The sequence below is a fragment of the Mesorhizobium sp. B2-4-14 genome, assembly GCF_006442155.1.
GTDB lineage: Bacteria > Pseudomonadota > Alphaproteobacteria > Rhizobiales > Rhizobiaceae > Mesorhizobium.
Genome location: NZ_VFVA01000013.1, coordinates 99,665 through 124,767 on the forward strand (window position 1 = coordinate 99,665; position 25,103 = coordinate 124,767).

The 25,103-nt window shown below is 63.8% G+C and carries 25 protein-coding genes and 1 pseudogene; 11 read left to right on the forward strand and 15 right to left on the reverse strand.

Going from position 1 to position 25,103, the window contains the following annotated elements; translation table 11 throughout:
• From FJ938_RS14130 to FJ938_RS30390, 7 genes are all read right to left on the reverse strand, one after another.
• The gene (locus tag FJ938_RS14130; protein ID WP_140694612.1) at positions 1 to 330 is read right to left on the reverse strand and encodes a DUF2934 domain-containing protein; all 330 of its coding nucleotides are present in this window, start codon (positions 328 to 330) and stop codon (positions 1 to 3) included.
• 106 nt (positions 331 to 436) lie between these two features.
• Positions 437 to 1,033 (reverse strand): BA14K family protein, encoded by a 597-nt coding sequence (locus FJ938_RS14135; protein ID WP_140694615.1) that lies wholly within the window; start codon positions 1,031 to 1,033, stop codon positions 437 to 439.
• A gap of 225 nt (positions 1,034 to 1,258) precedes the next feature.
• Positions 1,259 to 1,765 carry a DoxX family protein gene (locus FJ938_RS14140; RefSeq protein ID WP_140694618.1) on the reverse strand — a complete coding sequence of 169 codons (507 nt, stop codon included), beginning with the start codon at positions 1,763 to 1,765 and terminating at the stop codon, positions 1,259 to 1,261.
• A gap of 265 nt (positions 1,766 to 2,030) precedes the next feature.
• Positions 2,031 to 2,510 carry a tetratricopeptide repeat protein gene (locus tag FJ938_RS14145; protein WP_140694621.1) on the reverse strand — a complete coding sequence of 160 codons (480 nt, stop codon included), beginning with the start codon at positions 2,508 to 2,510 and terminating at the stop codon, positions 2,031 to 2,033.
• Between the two features lie 88 nt (positions 2,511 to 2,598).
• Positions 2,599 to 3,570 carry an MBL fold metallo-hydrolase gene (locus FJ938_RS14150; protein WP_140694623.1) on the reverse strand — a complete coding sequence of 324 codons (972 nt, stop codon included), beginning with the start codon at positions 3,568 to 3,570 and terminating at the stop codon, positions 2,599 to 2,601.
• A 119-nt stretch (positions 3,571 to 3,689) separates the two neighbouring features.
• Positions 3,690 to 3,764: a hypothetical protein gene (locus tag FJ938_RS30385; protein WP_348642282.1), complete on the reverse strand. Its 75-nt coding sequence runs from the start codon at positions 3,762 to 3,764 to the stop codon at positions 3,690 to 3,692.
• The gene (locus FJ938_RS30390; RefSeq protein ID WP_348642283.1) at positions 3,734 to 3,910 is read right to left on the reverse strand and encodes a hypothetical protein; all 177 of its coding nucleotides are present in this window, start codon (positions 3,908 to 3,910) and stop codon (positions 3,734 to 3,736) included. The genes FJ938_RS30385 and FJ938_RS30390 overlap by 31 nt, the downstream gene beginning before the upstream one ends.
• Positions 3,911 to 4,514: 604 nt before the next feature.
• On the opposite strand from FJ938_RS30390, the gene FJ938_RS14160 reads away from it, so the two are divergent.
• From FJ938_RS14160 to FJ938_RS14170, 3 genes are all read left to right on the forward strand, one after another.
• Positions 4,515 to 8,633 carry a Pls/PosA family non-ribosomal peptide synthetase gene (locus FJ938_RS14160; protein ID WP_181169095.1) on the forward strand — a complete coding sequence of 1,373 codons (4,119 nt, stop codon included), beginning with the start codon at positions 4,515 to 4,517 and terminating at the stop codon, positions 8,631 to 8,633.
• A gap of 76 nt (positions 8,634 to 8,709) precedes the next feature.
• Positions 8,710 to 9,162 carry a GNAT family N-acetyltransferase gene (locus FJ938_RS14165; RefSeq protein WP_140694734.1) on the forward strand — a complete coding sequence of 151 codons (453 nt, stop codon included), beginning with the start codon at positions 8,710 to 8,712 and terminating at the stop codon, positions 9,160 to 9,162.
• On the forward strand, positions 9,159 to 9,806 hold the full coding sequence (locus tag FJ938_RS14170; RefSeq protein WP_140694626.1) for a 4'-phosphopantetheinyl transferase superfamily protein: 648 nt from the start codon (positions 9,159 to 9,161) through the stop codon (positions 9,804 to 9,806). Before FJ938_RS14165 ends, FJ938_RS14170 begins: the two co-directional genes overlap by 4 nt.
• A gap of 288 nt (positions 9,807 to 10,094) precedes the next feature.
• Here the strand turns inward: FJ938_RS14170 and FJ938_RS14180 are convergent, their stop codons facing one another.
• From FJ938_RS14180 to FJ938_RS14190, 3 genes are all read right to left on the reverse strand, one after another.
• Positions 10,095 to 11,225, reverse strand: a complete 1,131-nt coding sequence (locus FJ938_RS14180) for a KamA family radical SAM protein (protein ID WP_140694629.1) — start codon at positions 11,223 to 11,225, stop codon at positions 10,095 to 10,097.
• 286 nt (positions 11,226 to 11,511) lie between these two features.
• Positions 11,512 to 12,408 (reverse strand): NmrA family NAD(P)-binding protein, encoded by an 897-nt coding sequence (locus tag FJ938_RS14185; protein WP_140694632.1) that lies wholly within the window; start codon positions 12,406 to 12,408, stop codon positions 11,512 to 11,514.
• Positions 12,405 to 12,587 (reverse strand): DUF1127 domain-containing protein, encoded by a 183-nt coding sequence (locus tag FJ938_RS14190; protein WP_140694635.1) that lies wholly within the window; start codon positions 12,585 to 12,587, stop codon positions 12,405 to 12,407. Before FJ938_RS14190 ends, FJ938_RS14185 begins: the two co-directional genes overlap by 4 nt.
• A gap of 56 nt (positions 12,588 to 12,643) precedes the next feature.
• Here FJ938_RS14190 and FJ938_RS30275 point away from each other — a divergent pair, with 56 nt between their 5' ends.
• The 4 genes and pseudogenes from FJ938_RS30275 to FJ938_RS14205 all read left to right on the forward strand — a co-directional run bounded on the left by FJ938_RS30275 (position 12,644) and on the right by FJ938_RS14205 (position 15,556).
• Complete coding sequence (locus tag FJ938_RS30275; RefSeq protein ID WP_281407063.1) at positions 12,644 to 12,778, forward strand: hypothetical protein; 135 nt, start codon at positions 12,644 to 12,646, stop codon at positions 12,776 to 12,778.
• Positions 12,779 to 12,800: 22 nt separating this feature from the next.
• Positions 12,801 to 13,712: a transcriptional regulator GcvA gene (locus FJ938_RS14195; protein ID WP_140694638.1), complete on the forward strand. Its 912-nt coding sequence runs from the start codon at positions 12,801 to 12,803 to the stop codon at positions 13,710 to 13,712.
• A gap of 21 nt (positions 13,713 to 13,733) precedes the next feature.
• Positions 13,734 to 13,922 (forward strand): annotated as a pseudogene (locus FJ938_RS14200) (LysR substrate-binding domain-containing protein); the annotation flags it as partial.
• A 401-nt stretch (positions 13,923 to 14,323) separates the two neighbouring features.
• A complete protein-coding gene (locus FJ938_RS14205; RefSeq protein ID WP_181169088.1) occupies positions 14,324 to 15,556 on the forward strand; it encodes a peptidoglycan-binding protein in 1,233 nt (410 codons plus the stop codon).
• A 234-nt stretch (positions 15,557 to 15,790) separates the two neighbouring features.
• Here the strand turns inward: FJ938_RS14205 and FJ938_RS14210 are convergent, their stop codons facing one another.
• Together FJ938_RS14210 and FJ938_RS14215 are read right to left on the reverse strand one after the other, a co-directional pair.
• Positions 15,791 to 16,525 carry a hypothetical protein gene (locus FJ938_RS14210; protein WP_140694644.1) on the reverse strand — a complete coding sequence of 245 codons (735 nt, stop codon included), beginning with the start codon at positions 16,523 to 16,525 and terminating at the stop codon, positions 15,791 to 15,793.
• A 41-nt stretch (positions 16,526 to 16,566) separates the two neighbouring features.
• Positions 16,567 to 17,634 (reverse strand): hypothetical protein, encoded by a 1,068-nt coding sequence (locus tag FJ938_RS14215; RefSeq protein WP_210243417.1) that lies wholly within the window; start codon positions 17,632 to 17,634, stop codon positions 16,567 to 16,569.
• 276 nt (positions 17,635 to 17,910) lie between these two features.
• Here FJ938_RS14215 and FJ938_RS14225 point away from each other — a divergent pair, with 276 nt between their 5' ends.
• Positions 17,911 to 18,888, forward strand: coding sequence for a nucleoside hydrolase (locus FJ938_RS14225; RefSeq protein ID WP_140694649.1), 978 nt, complete (start codon positions 17,911 to 17,913; stop codon positions 18,886 to 18,888).
• 123 nt (positions 18,889 to 19,011) lie between these two features.
• Here FJ938_RS14225 and FJ938_RS14230 read toward each other — a convergent pair whose 3' ends face one another.
• The 3 genes from FJ938_RS14230 to FJ938_RS14240 form a co-directional block, all read right to left on the reverse strand.
• Positions 19,012 to 19,212 carry a hypothetical protein gene (locus FJ938_RS14230; protein ID WP_226890652.1) on the reverse strand — a complete coding sequence of 67 codons (201 nt, stop codon included), beginning with the start codon at positions 19,210 to 19,212 and terminating at the stop codon, positions 19,012 to 19,014.
• Between the two features lie 148 nt (positions 19,213 to 19,360).
• The gene (locus FJ938_RS14235) at positions 19,361 to 19,639 is read right to left on the reverse strand and encodes a hypothetical protein (protein ID WP_140694652.1); all 279 of its coding nucleotides are present in this window, start codon (positions 19,637 to 19,639) and stop codon (positions 19,361 to 19,363) included.
• A 582-nt stretch (positions 19,640 to 20,221) separates the two neighbouring features.
• Positions 20,222 to 20,902 (reverse strand): DUF1236 domain-containing protein, encoded by a 681-nt coding sequence (locus FJ938_RS14240; RefSeq protein WP_140611465.1) that lies wholly within the window; start codon positions 20,900 to 20,902, stop codon positions 20,222 to 20,224.
• 318 nt (positions 20,903 to 21,220) lie between these two features.
• Between FJ938_RS14240 and FJ938_RS14245 the strand changes: the two genes are divergently transcribed.
• The 3 genes from FJ938_RS14245 (at position 21,221) to FJ938_RS14255 (ending at position 24,964) form a co-directional block, all read left to right on the forward strand.
• Complete coding sequence (locus FJ938_RS14245; RefSeq protein ID WP_140694654.1) at positions 21,221 to 22,240, forward strand: NAD-dependent epimerase; 1,020 nt, start codon at positions 21,221 to 21,223, stop codon at positions 22,238 to 22,240.
• Between the two features lie 186 nt (positions 22,241 to 22,426).
• Positions 22,427 to 22,915 (forward strand): hypothetical protein, encoded by a 489-nt coding sequence (locus tag FJ938_RS14250; protein ID WP_140611461.1) that lies wholly within the window; start codon positions 22,427 to 22,429, stop codon positions 22,913 to 22,915.
• A gap of 1,161 nt (positions 22,916 to 24,076) precedes the next feature.
• Positions 24,077 to 24,964 (forward strand): hypothetical protein, encoded by an 888-nt coding sequence (locus tag FJ938_RS14255; RefSeq protein ID WP_140694657.1) that lies wholly within the window; start codon positions 24,077 to 24,079, stop codon positions 24,962 to 24,964.
• Positions 24,965 to 25,103 lie beyond the last annotated feature (139 nt).

The following is a 25,103-nucleotide window of genomic DNA, read 5'->3' on the forward strand; positions in this document are numbered from 1 at the left end:
TCAGGATCCGGCGCGCTTCTTCGCCTCCAGGTTACGCGCGGCCTGTTCGATCGCGGCGCGGTCGCTGCCCAGGCGGTCGAGCAGTGCCTGCGCCTCGTCGCCCGATATGCCGGTTCGCATGGCGAGATCCTCCACCGCCAGCACGTCCGAGCTGGCGATCTCGCGGGTCTGAGGCAATGCGTCGTCGGCCGTCAGCGGCAACGCGGCCTCCCTGTCGATCTCCATCTCGGCCTGGTGCCAGTGCCGCTCGTGGTCGCCATGCACGCCGCCTTCGCGCTGCCAGATCTGGTAGGCGCGCTCGCGGATCCTGTCGTTCCTGTCGTCGCTCATATCACTTCCTCCACCATGTGGGAAATGAACGCCGCGCCGAGGCGAACGATCCAAAAAATCTGCGTGATCGGGAAGGCGCCGGCGCCTTTCATCGCCATCGGGCCCGCTACTCGCATTGCCGTCTCGGCCCGCCCGAATATGGCTGGTAGCTGTTGTCCTCCGGCCGGTAGGAGCGGTAGCGGCTGAAACAGCTATCGACATGGTCGGCGGAAGGCTCCGCCGCGGCGGCCGAACCGGCGCCGCCCGCCTCGACATAGCTGACTTCGGCCGAAGGCTGCGCGGACTGGTCGCCGGCATCAAGGTAGGGCGAACTGCAGGTGCGCTGCCGCCCGCTGTAGGACATGTAGCTGTTGTCGTCCGGATTGTACGAGCGGTAGTGGCTGGCGCACCATTGGACATGCGACGGCGGCAGCGCGGCCTGCCTTTCGGCCGCCGGAACCGCGCTTGTCACGGTCGGGTCGGGCGCCGGCTCTTTGGGGGCCAGGTCAGTCGGCGCGGGCTGGTCGGCCGGCACGCGTTCGAGATTTTGCGCCGCCTTGTCCACCGGCCGCGCGTTTCTTGTCCACAGCTCCGACACGCTGACGGTCGGCCTTGCCTCATGCGGGGCTTTGGCGGCAAGCAGCCAGGCGGCGAAGCCCAGCCCGCTGCCGAAAACGGCAAGAGTCAAGACGAAGCCGCAGACCAGTCCAAAAATCGCTTTCACGTCACCCTCCGTAAGCCCTCGCTCATAAAATGCGGAGCATCAAGGCTGGTTCCAGCAAAGTGCGTGCTGCAAACGCCGGCCAGCCCCCTCTCCCGTCACTATACGGGGAGATGAGGCGTGGTCCGCGCAGCGGACGAAAAGCCAACTGCTTGGCTTTTCGAGCAACGAACGCCGGCAGGCGGGTGAGGGGCAGCGCCGACTTCGGCAACTGGCAATCCGAAGCAACTATCCTGGCCCTTGATGACGTCGGGGCGCCAGCAATGCCGCCACCATGTCCTTGTCGCGCTGCCGCTGCCCTAGATAGAGGGCCAGCAGACAGTCCAGCGAAATCCTGCCGGCGCCGGCGGTGGCCAGCACGAACATGCCGCCTGATATCGCCAGGTCCTTTTCGAAATGCAGCAGCTCGTTCTGGCTGGCGAGGTTGGCGTGAAACAGCGTGGCCGTGGCCAGGCAGAACAGGCCGAGCCCGATGGCCCCCAGCCGCGTCAGCAGGCCGGATGCGATGGAGAGCCCTGCCCCCAGTTGCAGCGCGATGGTGGCAACGAACAGCGGCAGGCCGACGCCAAGCGCTGCCATCGCCTTGCCGGCGGCGTCGAAATGGGTGGCAAGCGTGGCGCCCTCATGCAGGAAGATGAGGGCAAGCAGCAGCCGGCCGGCGAGCAGGGCCGCGTCCCGCAGGTACAGCTTGGTGACGAGGCCGTGCAGCCTCGCGGCGGATTCGGTCGGTATCATGGTCAGCCTCCATTTTTGCTAAAGGGCCGGAGCCGGCGCGAGGGAGAGGATGCCGGCTCCGGCAATGGGCGCCAGCCACGAGCGCCCAAACTTTGTGGGGACTGGCGTCGGCGCCAAGGCCTCCTCATCCGGTCGCTTCGCGGCCACCTTCTCCCCACGTCCTTGGGCAGGGCAATCGCATATGGGCCAAGGCTTTCGCCCTACGAGTACCCCCACCCCTATCCCCTCCCGCAAGTGGTCCCGCGAGGGGAGAGAAAGGCCGCTGCTATTTCGTCACCTTGGTGTCGATGGCCTTCTGCAGGTCGGAAAGCTCGTCGCAGCCGGCGGGGCACAGTTTTTGCAGCGATGCCAGTTGCTCCCTGGCCTTGTCCATGTCGCCGGTTTCGACATAGAGCTCGCCCAGATATTCGCGGGCGGCCTTGTGGTCGGGCTTCAGCTCCAGCGCCTTGCCGTAGTAGGTCAGCGCCGTCTTGGTGTCGCCGGTCTTGCGCAGCGTGAAGCCGAGCAGATTGTAGACATCGGCCTGCTGATTGTCCTGCGCGAGATCGCGCAGGTCGGCCAGCGCGCCCTTGTAGTCCTTGGCGTCGATCTTGGCCTTGACGGCGGTGAGGTCCGGCGCATCGGCGCCTTCTACGTCATCCACCGCATAGGCCGGCATGATCGTGGCGACGGGAACGACGGTCAGCACGGCAATGGCGCCGAGCAGGCCGAACAGGGCGTTTCTGCCCAAAAGAGACCGTTTCATTGTCATTCTCGCTTTGATTGAGTGCTGGGGTTGCGAGACCGTTTCGAAATTCGCTCTGGCGCCGCCAGAGTAGGGTTTCCAAACGGTCTCAAATTTGAACCGGGGTGAAGCCATAGGCACCGCCGTCCTTGACGAAGACGCCGGTGCCCGGGAACGGGAAGTGCGAACCGCAGACGCGGATGTTGTCCGCGATCACCCGGTCGATGATCTTGTGACGCGTGGTGATGGCGGTCGGCCCATCCTGGTCGTAGCTGCCCTGCCACTCCGGATGCGGCGCGAGAAGCGCCGGCACATACATCGTGTCGGCCGAGACCATGAACTGCTCCTTGCCGGAATTGGCGAGGTACACCGAATGGCCGGGCGTATGGCCGGGTGCCGCGATGATCTGGATACCGGGCGCGACCTCGGCGCCGTCCTCGACCAACTTCCAGTTCTTCCATTTGGGGAAGTTTTCGGCGATGCGCTTGCCGGCCGGCTTGCGGCCTTCCGGCAGTTTCGCCAGCCGGCTGGGGTCGGTCCACCAATTGTATTCGGTGGCGTTGACGATCAGCTCGGCATTGGGGAACACCGGCGTGTTGGTGCCCTTCTCCATCAAGCCCCAGACATGGTCGGGGTGGAAATGCGAGATCATGATGGTGTCGATCGCCTTGTAGTCGATGCCGGCGGCCGCCATGTTGGCCGGCAGGTGCGTGGCGTTGGTCTGCCATTGGCCGACGCCCGAGCCGGCATCCATCATGATCAGCCGGCCGCCCATCTTGAGCACCAAGACGGTGAGTGGAATGGGCATGAAGTCGGTGGTCAGCCCCGCCTTGGCGAGCGCCGCCTTGGTGTCGTCGACCGAGACATCCTTGATGAAGGCCGGGTCGTGCGGCTTGCGCCAGATGCCGTCGTAGACGGCGGTGATCTCGATGTCGCCGACCGTGTATTTGTAGAAGCCGACGCTGGGTTCCACCAGCGTTTCGGCGAAAGCGGGGCGAGTGAATTCAAGCTTGCCGGCAAGGCCGAAGGCGGCAGCGGCGGTGGCGGACTGAAGCACTGTACGGCGTGTCATGCTGAACATTGTGATCTCCTCTGGTGAGTGGTGGCTGTCACGGATGGAAATGGCGGAGGCCCCTGCCCTCCGCCGCTGATTGCGGACCGGGGCCGGAATCGTCGGGATCCGGTGCAGGCCCCATGAACTCAGTTGCCCCAGATGCCCTGGCCTGGCTCCTCCGCATCGGATTTCATCGCCGCCCGCGCACCGTGCCGGACCATCTCTGGCTGTCGGATCGAGGCGGTGTAGCTGGTGTCGATCTGGTGGCGGCCGGCTTGGCGCGGCGCCCCGGAAGATGGGCGCTGCCGGCAAAGGCGGAACTCGAGGCAAGCACCATCGCAGCCACGCTGAGAGCGAGCTTGGTCATTTCGGTAAGTTCCTTGTCCCGTTTCCTCGGCGCGGGTTGCTGAAATGGCCCCGCTATGGTGAAGACCCGGCAAGGCCGCGCTTTATTCCCCGGGCCTGAAGATTTTTTTGGAAGGCTGGAATCTGGTGGCAGCGGCCATGCGGAGAGGGCGCCCAGACACAATCCAGAAACAATATTCAACAGTTCGGAAAAACTGGCGAAAAGATCGGATGGCATAACCATCCCTCAGCGACCGGAAATTGGCCGCCGCGCGGGCGAACGGGGTTCGGTACGGGGCAATGCAACGAGGTTCGAACGGAAGGATGGGGGTGCTGTTCGGCATGTCGGGCGCCGCCGGCAGCGCCGAGGCGATATGCTCCGTGCCCTGCTCCCGAACATGTGAAGACAGAGCGCCGAATATGTGATATCGGGCCGGCCAAAGAGGGGTGCGACTCGGCGGTCATCGATCGCCGGTCGGAATTCCAGGCTCTTCCAATATGGAAGCGCCAGTCATTCCACCTCCATCAACAACGGTCAAATTGCAGCGGCGGCACAGCCGAATGCCTGCCGGCGCGGCGGCATGAGCGAGATGTGCCTGTTCGGTCAGGACGAGAAAGTTTTGGAAATGGATCACGGTGTCGATGTCGCCGAACTGGACAGGGAGATATCGGGCGGAGACCCCGAAGGGGCTCGCCTGGACAGCGTCGATGCACTTGTAAGGATTGCCTCCGGTTCCGGCACGGATAAACGCGCCCAGATTTTGACGGGCGCCGATTTCGCCCGGCAGGGTCAGCCCGGTGAGCGGCTCGATGCGGTCTTCGAACAGCTCGCCGCGACGTTCTCCGCCTTGCCGGCGGTGATCTCCGGGGGGCGTGTCTGGACCTACGAAGAAATGGACAAGCGCGCCAACCAGTTCGCGCGCCTGCTGATCGAACGCGGCGTGCGGCCCGGTCACCGGGTTGGGCTTATCCTCGACCGGTCGGCGGAAACCTATGTCGCCCTGCTCGGCGTGATGAAGGCGGGCGCGGCCTTCGTGCCGCTGGCCACCGCCTTTCCCGAAGAGCGCATGTCGCTCATCATCGAGGACGCCGGCGTGGGGCTGATCGTCACGATCGCCGCCTACGCGTCGCGGGCCGAACTTCTGCCCGTCCCCTATGTGCTGATCGACAGCGCCGCCGCCGAGATTGCCGCACGGTCCGACGCGCCGCTGGCGCCGCCTGCGGCGGCATCACCCGACGACACCTGCTACATCCTCTACACGTCGGGCACCACCGGCCGGCCGAAGGGCGTGGTCATCAAGCACCAGAGCTTCGTCAACTTCATACGGGTGGCCGCCGCTTCCTACGGATACCAGCCGGGCGACCGCGTCTACCAGGGCATGACCATCGCCTTCGACTTTTCGGCCGAGGAGATCTGGGTGCCGTTCGCCGCCGGCGCGACCGTTGTGCCGGCGCCGGGCCAGCTGCCGCTGGTAGGCGAGGAGCTCGCGGATTTCCTGCGCCATCATGACATCACCTGCATGGCCTGCAGCCCGACGCTGCTGTCGTCCATGACCAGTGACGTGCCCAGCCTGCGCACGCTGCTGGTCGGCGGCGAGGCCTGCCCGCACAATCTGGTGGTGCGCTGGTCGAAGCCGGGCCGGCAGATCCTCAACACCTATGGCCCGACAGAGGCGACCGTCACGGCGACGATGGCCGCACTGACACCGGACAGTCCGGTGACCATCGGCGCGCCGCTGCCCACCTATTCGATCGTCATCCTCGACCCGTCCCTGCCGCAACTCGCCGAGCCCGGCGAACTGGGCGAGATCGGCATAGCCGGCATCGGGCTCGCGGTCGGCTATCTCAACAGGCAGGACCTGACGGAACAGAAGTTCATCGCCGATTTTGTCGGCCTGCCGAACAATCCGTCGAAACGCATCTACCGCACCGGCGACCTTGGCCGGATCAACGACAATGGCGAGATCGAGTATAACGGGCGCATCGACACCCAGGTGAAGATCCGGGGCTATCGCATTGAACTCGGTGAGATCGAGGCGGTGCTGCTGGACCAGCCGGAGATCGCGCAGGCCGCCGTCACCACCTGGGAGATCGAGCCCGGCCGCGTCGAGCTCGTTGCCTATTACGCGCCCAAGGCCGGCCAGCCGCCGCTGTCGCGCGCCGACATTGCCCAGACGATGAAGCGGCGCCTGCCGGACTACATGGTGCCCTCCTATCTGGAGGAACTGCCGGCGATCCCCATGACGGTTTCCAACAAGGTCGACCTGCGCCAGCTGCCGAAGCCGACAAGTGTGCGGCTTTCGGCCGGCCGCACGATGGTGGCGCCCGGCAATGACGACGAGCGCTTCCTGGCCGATGCGCTGTGCGCCGTGCTGAAATTCGACGACGTGTCCGTCGAGGACAATTTCTTCGACGATCTCGGCGCCAACTCGCTGCTCATGGCCCATTTCTGCGCGCGCGTGCGCACCAGGAAGGAATGGGCCACGACCTCCATGCGCGACATCTATCTCTACCCGACGGTGGCGCGCCTGGCCAAGCACCTGCGCGTGCCGGAAGAGATGACGACGGCCACCAACGAGCCCGTCCTCACCCGCCAGGCATCGAATTTCGCCTACTGGACCTGTGGAATGGCGCAGCTGCTGTTTTACGGGGTCTACAGCTATCTAGCGCTCTGGGCGGTCAATCACGGGCTCAACTGGGTCTATGACGCGCTCGACGACCCGGTCCAGCTCTATCTGCGCTGCGTGGCGCTTTCAGCCGGTGTGTTCTTCGGCATGTCGGGCTTCGCCGTCGCCGCCAAATGGCTGCTGGTCGGCCGCTGGAAGGCCGAGGCGTTCCCGATCTGGGGCCTGCGCTATTATCGCTTCTGGGTGGTCAAGACGTTGATCCGCTCGGCGCCGGTCGTCCTGTTCCGCGGCAGCCCGCTCTACAGTCTCTATCTGCAGCTGCTGGGAACCAGGATCGGCAAGAACGCGGTCATCGAATCCCGCTCCGTGCCGGTCTGCACCGATCTGATTTCCATCGGCGCCCGGACCATCCTGCGCAAGGAATCGATGATCCTCGGCTACCGCGCCCAATCCGGCTACATCCACACCGGGCCGCTGACCATCGGCCGCGATGCCTTCGTCGGCGTCGGCTGCACGATCGACATCGACACCTCGATCGGCGACGGCGGCCAGCTCGGCCATTCTTCCTCGCTGCAGCGCGGGCAAAGCATTCCCGACGGCGAGCACTGGCATGGGTCGCCGGCCGTGCCGACCACGGCGGACTATTGCAAGATGCGCAACGTCAATCCGTCCAACATCCGCCGCTTCCTCTTCGAGGCGGCGCATCTGGTCGGCCTGTTCGCCATCGTCACGCCCCTGCCGCTGCTGTTCCACAGCTACTGGGAAAATGTCGGCGACGACTATCAGGAGACGATCGGCGTGGTCGCGATCGGCACCACGGTCACGCTCTTCGGCTATATCGCCGCGGCCTTCCTCGCCGCGACGCTGATACCGCGCCTGACGAACCTGATCCTGAAGCCGGGCCGCACCTACACGCTCTACGGTTTCCGCTACTGGCTGCAGACCGTAGCCGAATTCACCAGCAACTCCCGCGTGCTCGGGCTGTTGTTCGGCGACAGCTCGGCGATCGTGCACTACATGCGCGCCATCGGCTGGAAGCTGAACAAGGTGGTGCAGACCGGCTCCAACTTCGGCTCCAACCAGCAGCACGAAAACCCGCTTCTGTGCGAGATCGGCACCCAGACCATGGTGTCGGACGGGCTGTTCATGATCAACATGCACAAATCCGCCACCGCCTTCAGGCTGGAGCCGACGAAGATCGGCGAACGCAACTATCTCGGCAACAACATCTACTATCCGCCGGATGGACGCACGGGCGACAACTGCCTGCTCGGCACCAAGGTGATGATTCCGGTCGACGGGCCGTTGCGCGAGAATGTCGGGCTCCTGGGCTCGCCTCCCTTCGAAATCCCCCGCATGGTGAACCGCGACAAGGAGCTTATCGCCGGCATCGACGAGGAAGACCGGCGCCAGCGCATCCCGCACAAGAACCTGCACAATCTGGTGACGGTGCTCCTGTTCGTGGCGGTCCAATGGGTCATGCTGTTCGCCACGCTGGCGATCTGGGACCGCGCGCTGAACTACTATACCGAATGGGCCGAGGTCGCGCTCTTCGTCGCCGTGCTCTTGACGTCCGCGATCACCATTCCGTTCTACATCCTGATCGAGCGAGCCAGTCTCGGCTTCGGCAGGCTGAAGCCGCGGATGACGACGATCTACGATGTCACGTTCTGGCGCCATGAACGCCACTGGAAGCTTGCGGATTCGCCGATCGTGCGCCTGTTCAGCGGCACGCCTTTCCGGCCGATGATCCTGCGCCTGCTGGGTGTCAAGGTGGGCAAGCGCGTCTATGACGGGGGCGCCAACCTGACCGAACGCTCCCTGGTGGAGATCGGCGACGACGTCACCCTCAACGAGGGCTGCGTCATCCAGGCCCACTCGCTGGAAGAAGGTGCGTTCAAGTCCGACTATATCCGCATCGGCAAGGGCTGCACGCTCGGTCCCTCCGCCTTTGTCCATTACGGCGTCGTGATGGGCGAAGGGTCGGTGGCCGATGTCGACGCCTTCGTGATGAAGGGCGAGGAGCTGGAGCCCTACTCCATCTGGCGCGGCAACCCGGCCAAGCTGCACCGGTTCGTGGAACCGGTCACGGACGGTGGCGCCAAGGCCTCCGCTTGAGGCCCGGCATGGCTGTTCGACGAGCGGATCTCGATACCCCGGAGACCGGACCGTGACGGACTGGCCGGCCAGGACCATGGATATCCGTCTCGCGCCCGTGACCAAGGGCAACCGGGCCCTGGCCGCGTCGCTGGAACTGGCCCCGGACCAGGTGGATTTTGTCGCGAGCAATGCGGAGTCGCTGAAGGAGGCGAGATCCGACCGGGATGCAAGGCCCCGCGTCGTGATGGCCGGCGACCGTGTCGTCGGCTTCCTAATGTACGAAGCGCCCGACGATGACGACGAGGCGCGCATCTACCGCTTCATGATCGACCGCGCCTGGCAGGGCAGAGGCTATGGCAAGGCCGCGTTGCGCCAAGTGCTGGACGAGATCGCCGGGCTCGGCCATGTCGGGCACGTTTCGATTTGCTACGAACCGGAGAACGAAGCGGCGCGCCGGCTCTATCGCGCCGCCGGTTTCGTCGAGGAAGGTCTCGACGAGGACGGCGAAATGATCGCCGACCTCGTCCTGCCGGCGGACGGTCGTTGACGCGGCCGCCCTCCGCCGAAGGCGCGCTGCTCGAGGCCATGGCGGCAATCGCGCCCGGGGGCGTCCGGACCGGATGCCGGTTGATACGCGAGGCTGACGAAACCCATCTGATGCCCGAGGAAGCGCGTTCCATCCCCGCGCGCCAGCCGGCCATGCGGCGCGCCAGCGGAGCGGCGCGCTTGGTCGCGCACAGGCTGCTGGCCGATATCGGCATCCGCGACGTCGCCATCTTGCGCGCGCCGTCGGGCGCTCCGGTCTGGCCGCGCGGCATAACGGGTTCGCTCGCCCATGACGACGAGATGGCCGTGGCGGCGGTCGCACCTGTTGGCCGCATCCGCTCGCTGGGCATCGACGTCGAGCCCGCCCAACCCCTGCCGGACGACATTTTCGAAATCGTCTCGACAAATGCCGATCAGATCGGCACTACCGACCGGCAGCTTGCCGGCCGCATCCTCTTCTGCGCCAAGGAGGCGGTCTACAAGGCGGCCCATCCGCTCGATCGCCAGATCCTCGGCTACGAGGATATCGCCGTGGACCTCGGCACGGGCCGCGCGATGACGAGGACGGGCCGCAAGGTCAGCCTCGCCTACTGCGCCGCCCCGCGCGTGGTGGTGCTAGCGTTTGTCGGCGGGGATGGAGTTTAGGTTCGGGCACGATTATTCCTGCCGCGCTCCTGCGTCATGAGCTTCTAAAGGCAGAGATCTTTTGCGTTGGCGCTGCCCCTCACTGTCCTGCCTGACATCTCTCCCCGTAAACGGGGCGAGAGAGCTGGCCGCGATGCTGGCTCCAAGTTGGCGATTGGCGAAATCGGCGACGAGCGCCCCTCTCCCCGTCACTATACGGGGAGAGGAGGCCGGCAGGCACGTGAGGGGCGGCGCTGACGCCGGCCATTATGGATGGTCGCTATGACGCCGCAGGAAAGCCTTCCGGCGTCAGGAGCCGGCAGTCAGTTTCTTCGACTGGTCCTCCCGCTCACCGACGATCTCGCGATAATCTCTCACCGCGCCATCCAGTCCGCGTATCCGCCAGCTGTCTCCGTCGCGTTTTTCGAGGTGACACGGTCCGAGCGGCACCTTGCCGCCGCCTTCGGGCAGGTCGAGCACGTAGACCGGGTTGCAGATGCCGGACAGCCGCGCCCTGAGCGCTTCCACCAGCGCCTGCCCTTCGGCGATCGTGGTGCGCCTGTGCGCCATGCCGCGCGCGAGGTCGCCATGGTGCAGATAATAGGGTTTGACGCCGAGCCGGTACATCAGCTCGCGGCAGAGCTCCTCCAGCACCTCGACATTGTCGTTGACGCCTTTCAGCAGAACGCTCTGGTTGAGCAGCACGAAGCCCGCCTGCCGCATCGTCCGGCAGGCTGCCTCGGCAGCGTCCGTGATCTCCCGCGCGTGGTTGAAATGGGTGACGACGGTGACCATCAGCCGGCCCTGCAGCGCCGCGACCAGCCCGGATGTGATGCGCGAAGGCAGCGCCACCGGCACGCGCGTGTGGATGCGCAGGAGCCGCACATGGGCAAAGGCCTCGATGCGGGCGCGGATCTCGGCCAGCGCCTTGTCCGGCAGCGACAGCGGATCGCCGCCGGTCAGGATCACCTCGCGGATCTCGGGATGAGCTGCGATGTAGGCCAACGCCGGCTCCAGCGCCTCGCGCGTATAGCCACGGCCAATCGAGGTCAGCGATTCCTTGCGGAAGCAGAACCGGCAATAGACCGCGCATTGATAGGTCGGGAACAACAGAACCCGGTCGGCATGGCGATGCGTCAGCCTGGGCACCGGGCTGAAGTCATGGTCGGCGATCGGGTCGCCGAGTTCGCCCTCCGCCTCCTCCAGTTCGTCCGGCGACGGGATCACCTGTGCCCGGATCGGATCGGCGGGATCGCTCCAGTCGATCAGGTCGAGATAGGCTTTCGGCGCGCGCACCTTGTGGCGGCTGGCGGCTTCCCGCGCGGCTTCGCGCTCGGCGGGCGACAGCGGCAGCGAGGCCAGGTCGCGCACATGGCGCACGCCCTGACGGACATCGTCCTGCCAGGTGGTGTCGGCGGGGGCGGTAGGGGTTGCGGTCATCCAAAGCTCCTTGCACTTGGGCCGCTGAATAAAGCATTGGAGGCAAGGGCTGAAGGTTCTTGCTGGCCGAAACGGCCAGAAAGCTTGGGTTCCTCGCCCCCATGAAATGGGGGAGAGGTGGCTCGGCGAAGCCGAGACGGAGCGGGGGCAGCGCCGGCCTCGCGCATTATGTCCAGAGGTTCCATTTGCAAAGCCGGAGCTTTACGAGGCCCCTCTCCGGCCGCTTCGCGGCCACCTCTCCCCCGCCTTCGGCAGGGCGAGGAACCCAAGGCATGCGGCGCCGCGCCTAGCCACCTGTTCCGCTCGTCGCCGCCAACGCCACGAAGGCGCTTTCAATCGTCTCGAACGTCAGCTCCGGATAAAGCGCGCCCGCTTCCGGGCTAGCCGTTTCCAGCGCGGTCTCGCCACGGATCCAGAACGCCCGCAGCAATCCGAGGCCGGGGACTGCCGCGATCATCCTCTCCAGCTCTTCGGCGCTCTGCCGCACGATGCGCGGCGAACGGCCGCTCACCCGCCGCCACAGATCGATCATCGCGCCTTGCGTGATCTTGTTCTGCGCGATGCGGATTTCACGGCGGACAGCACCGGGATCCTCCAGCGCGCGCATGGTGACGGCGGCGATGTCCTTTTCGCTGACGAATGTCGCCGGCACATCGCCGTCGCCATAGAGCGTCACCTCGTCCGGCGGCAGGGGCGTCGAACCAAAGCGCGTCAGGTCGCCCAGTGTCGCCACCCAGGTCGAGAAGAACCCGTTGGTGTAGATCACCGTATAGGGCAGATCGGCCTCCCTGACCGCATCGAAGATGGCTCTCTTGAGGTCGAGCGGTTCGATCGAGCCCGGCGCGGCGGCGGCAAAGTCGAGGCCGAAGCCGGCGGAAGGCACATAGCGTGAAACGCCCGCGTCCTTGACGGCGCGCACCAGCGTCATCTCGCTGGCCGAACTCACATGCACCGAGCTGATGACGCGATCGGCCTTGCCGACGGCGCGCACCAGGCTGTCATAATCGTCGAGATCGCCGACATGGACCGTGGCGCCGAGCTCCTTCAGCGGGCGCATCCGCTCTTCATTGCCCGCGGTTGCCGGCCGGACCAGCACATGGACGCTGTCGCCATCGCGTGCACTGGCCTTGGCCATCTCGCTGCCGAGCAGCCCGGTGGCGCCGATGATAAGGGTGCTGGTCATATCCGCCTCCCATTGCCAAGGATTGAACCGTCCCAGTCGCGCTCCAGGCCGATGTCGCGCAAACGGCGGTCTGAAAGCCGGGAAATCCGGCGCAGCGTGCGGCGGCGCTCGAATGTTGCGGCACTGCGCCTGGCAAGGCCGCTCATCGCCGCGCCGATGGGTCCAAGGGTGAAGGTCATTGTCCGTCTCCTGTTTCACTGTGCGCAAGCGCGCCGGTGCCGCCGCGAGGGCGAGCATGACGATTGCTCACACTGTGATTGGTCACTTCAGCGCATCCGGTGTTCCGAAGGCCGATCTGGATGCGCGCTACACCTGGATATTGGGTGTTTTCGGGCTGGACGACAAACGACTCTTTGTGCAGGATTTGTGAGCAACGCTCACAGGTCGAGATCATGCCGCGCCGACTGCCACCTCTAACCGCCCTGCCCGCCTTCGACGCTGCCGCCAGGCATTTGAGTTTTTCCAGGGCGGCGGAAGAGCTCAACCTCACCCATGGCGCGGTCAGCCGCGCCGTCCGCAATATCGAAGACAGGCTTGGCATCCAGCTTTTCGATCGCGGGACAAGGTCCGTACGCCTGACAACAGTGGGCGCTGCCTACGCGGTGGAGGTCGGCAAGGCGCTCGACCGGATCGCCGCCGCGACCATCGCCGCCATGCCCGACCGCTCGACGCGCATCCTCAACGTCAGCACGTCGGACGGCTTCGCCGGCCGCTGGCTGGTGCCGAGGCTGCACCGCTTCCACCGCGCCAACGCCGACATCGACGTGCGGCTCTCCACCTCCGGTGTGCTCGCCGATTTCGTCAGCGACGGCATCGACATCGCCATCCGCTACGGCCGGGGCGGCTATGCCGGCGTGACGGCTGAATTCCTTGCCGACGAGGAGGTCTTCCCCGTCTGCAGCCCGGAACTCCTGCAAGGCGAACATCCGTTGCGCCAGCCCTCGGATCTCCGGCATCACAAGCTGATCCACGACGCCTTTCGCATCGACTGGGCGACATGGCTGCAACAGGCCGGCCTCGAGGACATCGACCCCAAGCGCGGCGTGCGCTTCGATTCCGCCACCTTCGCGGTGGAGGCCGCCGTGCATGGCGAAGGCGTGCTGCTCGGCCGCAGCGCGCTCGTCTCGGCCGACCTTGCGACGGGACGATTGGTGCGGCCGTTCAACCTCGCGCTGAAATCCGCCGCCCGCTACTACGTCGTCTACCCCGAGGGGGCACTGCGCCAGAAGAAGGTCCGGGCGTTCCGCGACTGGCTGTTCGCCGAGATCGCGGCAGACTGGTCCGGTGCGACAAGCAGCAGTTGAGTGGCTAATGGCTGCACGTGCCTTATCCAGGCGCCACGCTATCGCTTCGAGAAGGACCTTGCGGACGGCATGCTGGTCGAGGTGCTGGCCGATTACCCGCCCTCGCCGACGCCGCTGTCGGCGCTCTACCCGCAGAACCGGCAGCTCTCGCCGCGCTTGCGCGTGTTCCTCGACTGGGCGGCGCGCATCTTCGCCGAGGCGAACTTGTAAGAGGCCCCGCAATCCGGCCCCTGCCCGCCGCGCTCGGGCGGCCAGGCGCTGCGCAGCGTGCCTCCTCTGCCGCGGCTTCGACCGACCCGACATCGAGGCATCGCAAATGCAGCGGTCTTCATCACTATGAAGGGGGACGCGAGCCGGCGGCCGTGAGATGATGTCTGGCAAGGCAAACACACGCTTGCCCGAAACCCAGGCCGCAAAAGGCGGACCTGTCCAGGTCTGGTCGCCATGAGCGGATTGATGCTCCCGACACTTGAGAGGCCTTTCCCGTTCGGCCGCGGCATCGCCGAACACAGCCGCCGCCGTCACCGCCTGCGAAAGATGTTCCGAGACGGAAATCGGAGGCTGCGATGAAGCGCCTCTGTCTCATGCTTGGCTGTCTTCTGCTGGGTCTCTTGCCGGCCGGCAGCACTCTGGCGGCTGGCGCGGTCTTCTTCGGCGATGATGAGTCCTATGGTTGGTGCTCCGGCTACACAAGCAGGGAAGCCGCGCGTAAATGCGCGCTCGAGCAATGCAAGGGAGCAGAAGGCGTCAATTGCCAGCTGGCTTTGGAATGCCAGGGCGGATGGGGGGCGGTCGCCACAGGCGACAATGGCGGCTATGGCATAGCCTGTGAGGCCTCCATGGAGGTCAACGCACGCATTCAGGCCCAACTGGCATGCACCTTCGCGGTGAAAGGCTTGTGCCACACGCAAACCACCTTCTCCGAGCGCAATCAGTCCATCAGCCAGGAGGATAACGCGCTGTTTGACCGCACGATTTTCGCGCAGGTCCTGCTGCTCAAACTGGGTTACTACAAGGGCCGGATCGACGCCCACGCGGGATCGGATACAAAGAGCGCGTTGAAGTCGTTTCAAAGCCAGGCAGGCTTGCCGGTTACCAGCGAACCTGACGAGAAAACGCTCGACCAGCTGACGGCCAAGCTCGGTGGCGCCGGCGCGCTCGTGGCAGCCATCCTGGAGGGGAATCGCAATGTCGACACTTCGGACTGGCACATAAAAACGGCAGCGCCGCGCGCCGAGGCCGTGCAGCCATCGACGTCGCAAAACATACCGACCTCCCCGCTCGACGCATTCGGCGTGAACGAGGAGGCCCTGAACGGTGCCCTGTCGGAAGGCATCGGCAACATCAATGGCCAGACTGGCAATAATTTCAGTTTCCAGGGAACTTTCACCTGCGGCCGCCTGGCGGGCGACAGCAAGATCAGGTGCACGGCGACGGTGACCGATCCGGCCAGCCCGGAAGCGGATGTCGTCGATCTCTACCATGTCGATGGATCGGACGTATTCGCGCAAATGGAGGCGATGGCCGACAAGAGGTCGCGCGAGGAAGGCGGCGCCGACCATCTTGACAGGAAGTCGCAGGCGACGTTCACCACCAAGGACGGAGAAAAACGGGTGGTCGATTTCGGTTGCGTGCAGCACTTCGGAGACCGCGTCTCGCACGGCATCTGCTATATCGAAGTCACGAAAAGCATCGGCTTGATGACGACCGTGGCGCCGCCGTCGCCAAATCGCGATCCGGGCGGCGTGAAAGCCACGGACGATGGAACAGCCGAAATGCAAAGAGCGTTCGACTTGTTGGGAGGAATGTCGCTCGCCCTGCTCGACGTTGCGTTGAAGAAGTAGGGACCCGTCTTGGCCCGCCGACGCCCTCGACAAGGAGATGGGGCGTCGATCGTTGCCCATCGGCGCCATGTGATGCCATTGTCGCCGCGACAGCGCGCCATGCGATGGAGCGCCGCCAGGGGAAGATTGCCATGACCAGGATTGAAACCGGCTTGCCGCGCTATGAGGACGCCGTTCAGCGCTTTCGCATCGAGGACGAAATCGCCACGCTCGATGCCTCTTTCAGGCTCGGTGCTATGTTACCGCGGTGACCCTGCCCGCTTTATTGAGGCGACAACTGACCTGCGCTTGCCGAACTTCGATGCCGCCCTGTCTTGCATAGTCTATTCGCACCTTGATCGGCGCCGTGAGTACACCTCCACGGTGGTGCAAGGCACCCGCGCTGACGGCATTGACGCGCACGGCGCCAAGCGGCTTCGCGGCGGACATGATCGCCGCGCGGCAGGCTCGCGCGATCGCGGTTGGCGTGCCGGGTTTCGCTGTAACGGGCTCCAGGGATCGAAGAGGGTATCCCGGGGTGGGGTCGCCCTCGCCGGCTTTGGAAGGCCTGAGGACGGGTGGCAGGAAATTCGATTGCCTGGTGGCCTTGGCGGAGGCAGTGGCTGTCGTGGCCGCGGCCGGCTTGGCAGCGGCCGGCTTGCCGGGAACGGTCGCCGAACCGTTTTCGGCGGGCGGGGCGTTGCCGAGGCCGAGACCCTTCGAAAGGCTTCCGCTTGTATTGCCAAACTTGCCGCTGGCACCAACGCCCGCGGCGGGTGATCGGTTATCGACGCCGACCGACGCGCCGACGTTTGCTCCGCCTGCGCCGCCCACCTTCGTGCCCATCCCCACGGATCCGCCTTGCGAACCGACGCTCGCTCCGGCGCCGACCCCGAGGCCGCCAACCTTACCGCCTACACCTGCATCGAGAGCCGAGGCGGGCCCAATTCCGATACCGATCGCCAACGCGGCGGCGAAGTACTCTTTCATCATCATCCTCCCCTGCGGGATGCATGTCGCTCGCTTGTCTTTCACTGCGCAGGTGGTCGGGTTGGGAGCAATGCAATGGGAAGAGCAATGGTTGCCAGCAACACAGTTTGCGGAGGCTTTGGACCCTTCACTTTCTGTTTTTTCGGCAAACCCGGGTTACGGGCTGCGCCCGAACGCGTTGATGAACTTGCAAGTGCATTCGTACGTGCCTTGGGCGCGCGCTCAACGGCCGCGCTCCGACGCTTATCCTTCGCGCGGTCGATTTCCTCACGCGCGGCACTGAGGCTGCGGGCTAAACCGTTGGCCCTTTCACGCTCTTGCTCCAGCGCCGCATTCAATTCCATCGAGTTCTGCTTCAGGGCATCGCGTTCCTTGCGAGCACTCTCAAGGTCACGGATGGCTGCGTCTGCTCGTTCACGTTCCAGTTTGAGTGCTTGCCCGGCTTGGTTTGAAGCGGCGTCGGCCACCTGCCGGGCCTTCACGGCCTTGGCCCGCTCCTGCGCGGCCAGATTTGCGCCTGTCTTGAGGGCATCGATCGTTTGACGAGCCGTGGTGAGTTCTTGTTCCAGGAGCTCTGCCTTATGGCGCTCGTCATCAAGCGCTCGCGTCGCGGCGGCCTGAGAGGCTTCGCTCGCGGGGTGCGCTTCAGCCATGGCGCCTTTCCCGCTGTCCCAGAGACTGGCTTCCGCCCTGAAGTTTTCGATGACACGCTGCGCCGTCTCCAGGTTGAGCGTGAGCGCTTCGTCCGTTTGCCGCTGCTCTTTCAGGACCTGCGCTTGCCTGGCCAGTTCGGCTCGTGCCGCGGCCAATTCGCGGCGCAAGGCCCCCTCATCCTCGCCGGGCGGCACCTTGTCCGGTTCTTTCGCGATATCGGTGTGGTCCGAAACCACGACCGGCGAGTGGCCATTGGCTGCGGCAACCGCCGACGCTTCGGGCGCCAGTTGACTGTTGGCCGGGGACGCCAACAGCAGAATGAGGATTGAAGGAACGAGGGACAGCATCGCGTTGCCCCTTCCAGACGTCCCATGACTTAAGATCAAGGGTCGTCTTTTGGTAAAGGTGAAGTCACTGCTTGGACATTTTGATCTGGTATCCGGCAAATCAATCATCACTTGATCCCACCTGTCGCGACCCTCACCGCGATTCTATTCTCCACTTGGTTCGAGCTGGGGCGCTCTATGCCGCCCCGCCCGCACGCTACCTCCTGATCCCTTGCTTGTTGTCATTCGAACGAACGAAGAGCGTTTCGCCGTCCCATCATTGCGATCGTGCGACAGACCTGCCCAGGGAGCGGGTGCCCGTGTCGCTCGGCCACCGCAACCTTGACTGCATGGACGCGGCAGTCTCTTGTTCGAACGGAATCCGCCGACAAGAGAGGTGCCACCATGGAGAAGATCATCCTGGACTGCGACCCCGGGCATGATGACGCCATCGCCATCCTGCTGGCGGCGGGCAATCCGAAGATCGATCTCCTCGGCATCACGACGGTTTCGGGCAACCACAATGTCGAGAACACCACGCGCAACGCGCTTTCCGTGTGCACCGCCTATGGCATCAAGGTGCCGGTGGCGAAGGGCTCCCCCGGCCCTTTGATCATCGATCAGGTGCTGGCGGTCGAGATCCATGGCGATACCGGGCTCGATGGCCCGGTGCTGCTGCCTGCCTCGTTCGAGCTCGACAAGCGGCATGCCGTCGACTTCATCATCGACACGGTCATGGCGCATGAGCCGAAGACGATCACGCTTGTCCCCGTCGGCCCCTATACCAACATCGCCTTAGCCGTCCGCAAGGACCCGCGCATCGTCGAGCGGGTGAAGCGGGTGGTCGCCATGGGCGGAAGCTACACGCGCGGCAACATCACGCCGGCGGCGGAGTTCAACGTCTATGGCGACCCGGAGGCCGCCGACGTGGTGTTCCGCGCCGGTTGGGACGTCACCATGGTGGGGCTCGACCTTACGCACCAGGCGCTGGCCACCCCGGAGCTGCAGGACAGGGTGCGCGCCGTCGGCGGCCCGATCGCCAGGTTCATCCTCGACATCTGGGAGTTCATTGCGACCACGCATGGCGGCCTGCTGCAAATCGAGTATCCCGCCGTCCACGACGCATGCTGCGTCGCCGCCATGATCGACGGAAGCGTCTTTACCACCGAGAAGGCCGACATCCGCGTCGAAATTGCCGGACGGTGGACCAAGGGCATGACGGTCTGCAATTTCGAGAAGATGGGTGGCATGCGCCATTTCGGCGGCACGGCGAGCGAGCAGGTCGACTTCCGCCATACCGTGGCGATGAAGCTCGACCATGCGAAGTTTTGTGATCTGATCGTGGATGCGCTCGAGCGGCTCACCAGCCAGAAGACGGCGTAATTCAAGCGCTGTCCGAACGAACAGGACGCGGCCGCCCGTAACGCGGAGGCCCAGCGGAACGGTAGACTGGCTTGCCACTGCGGTCATGGCTCAGGGAAGATGCGCCTGAGCGCGGCTGGCGTCCTAAGGATTGGCAGCTGGCGGTTTGATCTTCGTCAGGCGGGCCCTGGCTTGGGCCACATATTGCTGCGCGGACCTGATCCGGCTGCACAGCGCGATATTGATGCCGACACCACAGTCTTCATCCATCAATTCCTTGGCCCGGGACAGGGCCAGTTCAGCCCGTTTGACTCGCTGCCTTGCCCGCGCCAGTTCCAGGTTCATAAGTTCTATCATTGTTCCGCATCCGTTGCGGTCCCTTCGATCGTTAACCTCTCCCCGATGCTTTTGTTCCAGCCGTTTGTCAGCTCGGCGGCGGCCCCACGTTGCCTGGCTCCGTCGAGATCGCGGAGCCAGGCAAGTTGACGTCAGATCAGTAACCGCCGTTTTCGATCACGACGTGACGATGGTGATGGCGGTGGGATATGGACGTTGTCACGACCACATTATCGTGCCGATGATGCCGGCGGCCGTGATCGTAGAATGCGATCTGGCCATGGTGGCGGTGATGCAGGCGCTGGCCGTCCTCATTGATGACCACATTGGCGCGATGATGATGGTGATGTCTGTTGATGACGACGGTGTCTTGCGCCGAAGCCACAGCAGGCGCGGCCAAGCACAGCGCCAAAGTGCCCAAGATCATGATTTTCATTTTGAATTCTCCAAAAAACTAAGATGCCCTTCACCCGATAAACACCGCCCAAACGCTTTTGTTCCGGTTCGACTGAGAGATGTCGGTGAGAGGCCTTGTCCGCCGGTCTCGCCGCACAACAGGTGGTCCGCTTCATCTATTTGACTGATGCGTTGCCTTATCCTGAGGGCCATATTGAAGATGATCCTACCGGATCACTGAGTAATCCCGCAGCCAGTCCCTTGCGGATTGCTCCAAGGGCCCCGCTTGACTCCCGGTCGGCGGGGCTTTTCCATGCGTTCCACTTAAGCGCTAAAATGAGTGGCAGGCGCTCAGCGCAGGATCCTCTCTGCAATAGCGAGCTATCCGTTGGGCTCTCCGCCAGCGTGACTGACTGCCGCCGCTGCTGGACTTGTTTTTTCTTGCCGATGGCGCCGATCGTCCTCCCGGCCGGATATGCTCGGCCCACCCACCAAAAATGGCAAGGCGGCCTATGTCCTTTCAAAGCGCGTCGCCTCGAAACCGATTGAGGCGACGCGCTTTGGGGTCTTGTTTTATACCTGTCGTTCTCTCAAGACCGAGGTCACTTTTGCGCGACATGCATCAGGTCAAAATGAGAACGATCTTGAGTGAATCCGGATCGACGATCACGATCCGCCCGTCGGCGAGCACGAAATATTCGTAGGATTCGTAGGCCGGCACGATCTTGACGATGCGAGCAGGCAAGCGGTGCAATCTGATCTTGTGCCGCGGAATTTCCACGCCCACGGAAACGTCGAAATCGACATTGGCTACGGGCTGGACCTTCGTCTCCTTGATCACCTGCGTGATCTGGGTTTTCTGTTCAACCGTCACATTGTTGATCGAGGCAGTCGAAGTCTTGTCCTGGGTGGAGGCTTTGCCCTGCGCCTGCTGGTCGGTCTGGACCTTGGTCTTGTCCTGGGCCTGCTGGTCCGTGCTGGTGCCGGTCTTGCCCTGGGCCTGCTGATCGGTCTGGACCTTGGCCTTGCCCTGGGCCTGCTGGTCCGTACTGGTGCCGGCCTTGCCCTGCGCCTGCTGGTCAGTCTGAGCCTTCGCCTTGCCCTGGGCCTGCTTGTCCGTTTTGGTAGTGGACTTGTCCTGGGCCTGGCCGTTCATCTTCGAGCCGGGCTTACAGTTAGCCGTCCCGGAGGTGCAGTTCGTGTCCGCCCCTGATTGGTTGTCGGCCGGCTGCTGCGTCTGGGCCATTGCCGTGCCACAGCCGAGTCCGATCGCGAGCATGCTGGTGATGAGAACATGTTTCATAGGTAAATCTCCTTTGAAAGGTTCGCCCTTCAATGGGTAAAACTTCTCCAAAAAGGGATGGTTCCCCGGGTCAGGAGGCGATACCAAAGCGACCGGCGCGATCATGGCGAAACGATCCTGCCGTTCGTGCGATTTGCAGGGGCTTGTTCTGGCGGGACCTCACAAGCATGATCTGGAGGGCGAAAGGTCTTTCAGACGATCGGGCCGTGTGGAACGCTGTCCGACATCAAGCCTGCCATCAAGCCGGATGAAATTCCTGGCGAGATAGAATATTGAAACCTGTGAGGCTCGGCCCGAAACGAAAGCTGGGGATACGCCGTGACATCAAGCAGGCCAGTTCTGATCACCGGCGCGGCCGGTTTCATAGGTTTCCATCTCAGTCAGAGGCTGCTTGCCGAAGGCCGGCAGGTTGTCGGCCTCGATTCCATGAATGCGTATTATGACGTCACCCTGAAACAGGCCCGGCTCGACCGGCTGAAAGCATTCCCGAATTTTCGTTTCGAGCATGTCGACCTCACCGAACGAGACCGTATTTCGGCGCTGTTTCGGTCAACCGCGCCGGAGATCGTCGTCAATCTCGCGGCGCAGGCCGGCGTGCGCTATTCGCTGACCAATCCGCACGCCTATGCGGAAAGCAATCTCAGCGGTTTCCTCAACATCCTGGAAGCATGCCGGCACACCTCGGTCGGCCATCTGGTCTATGCATCGTCGAGCTCGATCTACGGCGGCAGCACGCGCATGCCGTTCTCTGTGCACGATCCGGCCGATCATCCGTTCAGCCTCTATGCGGCAAGCAAGAAGGCAAACGAGCTGATGGCGCACACCTACAGCCACCTCTTCGCGCTGCCGGCGACAGGCCTGCGCTTCTTCACCGTCTATGGCCCGTGGGGACGGCCCGACATGGCGCTGTTCATCTTCGCCAAGGCCATCCTGGCCGGTGAGCCGATCGACGTCTTCAACCATGGCAACATGCAGCGGGACTTCACCTATATCGACGACATTGTCGAAGGCATTGTCCGCGTGATGCGGCAGCCCGCGACGGCCAATCCGGAATGGACAAGTGCCGCGCCGGATCCAGCGACCAGCAACGCGCCGTTCAGGATCCACAACATCGGCGGCAATACGCCCGTTCAGTTGAGCCGGTTGATCGATGTGCTGGAAGACGCACTCGGGCGCAAAGCCATTCGCAACCTGATGCCGATTCAGCCGGGCGACGTTCCGGCAACGTTCGCCGATGTCAGTTCGCTCGAGGAGGCGACCGGTTTCAAGCCGAATATCCCGATCGAGATCGGGGTTCCGCGTTTCGTGGACTGGTATCGCGAATTCTATCGGGTATGAAAGCGCTGCCAGTTCGCTCGCAACGGTGAAGCCGCTCTCTCGCCTTCGCCGAGGTTGCTTCGGATTCGCACGAGACTCCTGCTCCGGCATCCCCTGTTTGCCGATCCGGTTCGGGCACGATCGCACGGGAACAACGCGGGAAAGCCCTCGTTGATGGACCGGCACGTTTGCTTTGGGATGCTCCCGATGAAGCTCCAGGATGAAGCCCGTCACAAATCCGAAGATGTGAGCAACTCCGTCCTTGCTGACGTCGTGCTGGCTTTGCAGCGACGCATCGAGGTGAACCACCAGTTCGATATCCCTTATCTTGCCGGTTACAGCAAGGACGGGCGAACCGTCTATATCGATCGCCACTTGCCGCGAACCATGGCTTGGCAAGGTCAGTCAGTAAAGCTTGCGCCCTTTTTGGTCACACATGAAATCGTCGAGAAATCCCTCCTTGACCAATTGCGGCTTCACTATCTGCATGCCCATCAGATAGCACTGCGGACCGAGCGGGATGCCGTGCGGGCGGCCGGTGTCTCATGGCGGGCCTACCAAGCCTTGATGAAGCGCAACGAGAAGCCGATTGACGAGGAAAAGGTGCAAGCCGTCCCTCGCGACCTCGATTTGACGCCCTACCGGGACTTGGAGGATTTCCCCGTACTGGATCGGCTGGTCAAAGCTGCCGGATGAGCGGAACACGGCATCCCGGGACGAACACCGGCCGCCGCGGAGCAGGCGAGCCTGGCTCCTCAACGATGAGTGCCGTTACCTCACGATAAGCACCGGGCGATTGGTCGTTCTGCCGAGGGCCAACGCTGGCACGCCGATAGCTACCGGTGGTGGTGCCTGTGATGGCGCCTGTGGTGGTAATAACGGTGCGGGTAATAGTACCGGTGTGGGTAGTAGTATCGGTGGTAATACCTGTGCCGGTAGCCGAAGTACGGCCGGTAAGGCTGGTAGTACGGATCGCCGTAATACGGACCGTAATACGGGTTATAATACGGGCGGTAGGCGAACGGCATCCCTCCGAAGCCACCAAAATAGCCGCCGAAGGGTGGGAAGAGAAATTGTGCCTTGGTCGGTGACGTCACAGCGGCTGTGGCAGCAAGCGCGAGCACGGATGAGAGTATCAGTTTTCTCACGGTTACCTCCATTAGTTCGGTCTTGAATAACGCGGATTCTGGCGCCTCGTTCCGCAATCCGTCCCGGCCGCCGCGGCCTGAGATTCGAGACCGCCTTCCCAAGCAGGGCAATTTCGTGCGGATTTCCCAGCACCGCGCCGACCGCAATCCTCGGCGGCGTCTCGTCTGCCGGTAAATTCCAAACACAAAGCCCGCCCCGGCTTGGCCGGGACGGGCTTTGCTCGTTCACAGTCCGGTGAATGAGCACTCGACGGGCACAAACCTTGTTCGAACGAAATAGTTCCTGCCTGTTCAGCCAATTGGCCTCTGGATAGAGCGCTGATACGGCGAAGGCGCAACACTGGCGCACAATCGCAACCGTCAAAGCATCGCGCCCTGAGCAGCAACGATTGCCCGGACGCGAACGACAAAGTCGCCCCTCGCCTCTCCAGCCGCGATCTGGGACTTTCTGGCTGGCGAAGATCGGCGCGTAGATCGCATCTCGACCATAAGCTTCGCCACTGTCACGCGGCCGGCCCAAGCCGGTCCGGCATCGAACCGCGAGCCGGCTAATCAATGCTTTCACCTACGGCCTTTCGGCCCAGCTCTTGCCAACCGGATTAGCTGGTCCGTTGGCTGCTGCCTCGTTCGCGCCCCTCCGCCAGATTATAGCCGCAAAGCTGCCCGATGGCTGCCAGGCCTGTTGATCGCCACGAAGAAAGGTTCTGTCATGCGCTTGGTCTGGACGGTCATGTTTGCGCTCGCGAGCACTGCCGCTTTCGCGGCGTCGCCCGAGGACGACTATATCACCGCGCGCGACAAGGCGATCGCGGCCATCACCGAGCTGAACAACTCGAATGCACCCGTGGAAACCCTCGATGCCGCCGATGCCAAGGCGCGGGCCGACCTCGAAGGGCGCCTGTCCGCCCTTCTCGGCCCCTTGGCGGTCAAGGATTTCCCGGCAAACGGCACCATCAATCTGGAAAGCCTGAGTGACTCCGATGTCGGATACGGCATGCTCGACGGGCTGCGATACACCCAGGGCGACGATGGCCCGAGCCTCGTGGCCACGACGCGGGGGCTGCTGGATCGCTGGCTCCAGGCCCGGGCCGCCGAGACCGACGAGGGCCTCAAATTGCCCACCAGCGTCGATGAGGCGCTGAAGCTCGATGCCTTCTACACCCAGGCGATCAACAGCGACGCCGCCTTCATGGGAACGCTCGACTTTCCGCTGAAAAAGCCCGAAGGCGCCGACATCGCCATGGCGCGGCTCGGCGGCTGGACGCAGGATGTCGGGCCGATCCACGAACAGCAGGTCGTCGTCACACTCGTCAAGGGCAACAGCGTCATGATCGCTTCGGCGCCCGCCACGCCACCTGTTCCCAGGATCCCGGCCTGCGAGGCCTTGTGGACGTCCGCGGACGAAGCCGCCCAGAAACTGGCCGCCCAGGCTTCCGAGACCAAGGACGAGAAGCTCTATGACACCGCCAATGCCGCCTGGGAAAAAGGCGACGGCGACTATCGCAAATGCATGGGCGACAAGCTGCCCAGCGACCCAGCCTTCCCCGCGCTGCTCACCCAGGCGCAGACGCTTGCCGACCACATGGCGGGCAAGTAGGGCGCAGGACGAGCGCCGGCGGCGAAGCTGCCGATCTCCCGCCAAGTGGGGGAGATGGCCGGCAGGCCAGAGGGGGGCGCTGTCCCGCCGACATCTTATAGCATTGGATTGCTCTAATCCTTGGAAGGACGCGTACCGC

What these genes read in the sequence shown, in the direction of transcription:
- FJ938_RS14130 (WP_140694612.1), bottom strand. Translation starts at nt 330, where the DNA reads ATGAGCGACGACAGGAACGACAGGATCCGCGAGCGCGCCTACCAGATC.
- FJ938_RS14140 (WP_140694618.1), bottom strand. Translation starts at nt 1,765, where the DNA reads ATGATACCGACCGAATCCGCCGCGAGGCTGCACGGCCTCGTCACCAAG.
- FJ938_RS14145 (WP_140694621.1), bottom strand. Translation starts at nt 2,510, where the DNA reads ATGAAACGGTCTCTTTTGGGCAGAAACGCCCTGTTCGGCCTGCTCGGC.
- FJ938_RS14150 (WP_140694623.1), bottom strand. Translation starts at nt 3,570, where the DNA reads ATGTTCAGCATGACACGCCGTACAGTGCTTCAGTCCGCCACCGCCGCT.
- FJ938_RS30390 (WP_348642283.1), bottom strand. Translation starts at nt 3,910, where the DNA reads ATGACCAAGCTCGCTCTCAGCGTGGCTGCGATGGTGCTTGCCTCGAGT.
- FJ938_RS14160 (WP_181169095.1), top strand. Translation starts at nt 4,515, where the DNA reads ATGGATCACGGTGTCGATGTCGCCGAACTGGACAGGGAGATATCGGGC.
- FJ938_RS14165 (WP_140694734.1), top strand. Translation starts at nt 8,710, where the DNA reads ATGGATATCCGTCTCGCGCCCGTGACCAAGGGCAACCGGGCCCTGGCC.
- FJ938_RS14180 (WP_140694629.1), bottom strand. Translation starts at nt 11,225, where the DNA reads ATGACCGCAACCCCTACCGCCCCCGCCGACACCACCTGGCAGGACGAT.
- FJ938_RS14185 (WP_140694632.1), bottom strand. Translation starts at nt 12,408, where the DNA reads ATGACCAGCACCCTTATCATCGGCGCCACCGGGCTGCTCGGCAGCGAG.
- FJ938_RS14190 (WP_140694635.1), bottom strand. Translation starts at nt 12,587, where the DNA reads ATGACCTTCACCCTTGGACCCATCGGCGCGGCGATGAGCGGCCTTGCC.
- FJ938_RS30275 (WP_281407063.1), top strand. Translation starts at nt 12,644, where the DNA reads ATGACGATTGCTCACACTGTGATTGGTCACTTCAGCGCATCCGGTGTT.
- FJ938_RS14195 (WP_140694638.1), top strand. Translation starts at nt 12,801, where the DNA reads ATGCCGCGCCGACTGCCACCTCTAACCGCCCTGCCCGCCTTCGACGCT.
- FJ938_RS14210 (WP_140694644.1), bottom strand. Translation starts at nt 16,525, where the DNA reads ATGAAAGAGTACTTCGCCGCCGCGTTGGCGATCGGTATCGGAATTGGG.
- FJ938_RS14215 (WP_210243417.1), bottom strand. Translation starts at nt 17,634, where the DNA reads ATGATTGATTTGCCGGATACCAGATCAAAATGTCCAAGCAGTGACTTC.
- FJ938_RS14225 (WP_140694649.1), top strand. Translation starts at nt 17,911, where the DNA reads ATGGAGAAGATCATCCTGGACTGCGACCCCGGGCATGATGACGCCATC.
- FJ938_RS14230 (WP_226890652.1), bottom strand. Translation starts at nt 19,212, where the DNA reads ATGAACCTGGAACTGGCGCGGGCAAGGCAGCGAGTCAAACGGGCTGAA.
- FJ938_RS14235 (WP_140694652.1), bottom strand. Translation starts at nt 19,639, where the DNA reads ATGAAAATCATGATCTTGGGCACTTTGGCGCTGTGCTTGGCCGCGCCT.
- FJ938_RS14240 (WP_140611465.1), bottom strand. Translation starts at nt 20,902, where the DNA reads ATGAAACATGTTCTCATCACCAGCATGCTCGCGATCGGACTCGGCTGT.
- FJ938_RS14250 (WP_140611461.1), top strand. Translation starts at nt 22,427, where the DNA reads ATGAAGCTCCAGGATGAAGCCCGTCACAAATCCGAAGATGTGAGCAAC.
- FJ938_RS14255 (WP_140694657.1), top strand. Translation starts at nt 24,077, where the DNA reads ATGCGCTTGGTCTGGACGGTCATGTTTGCGCTCGCGAGCACTGCCGCT.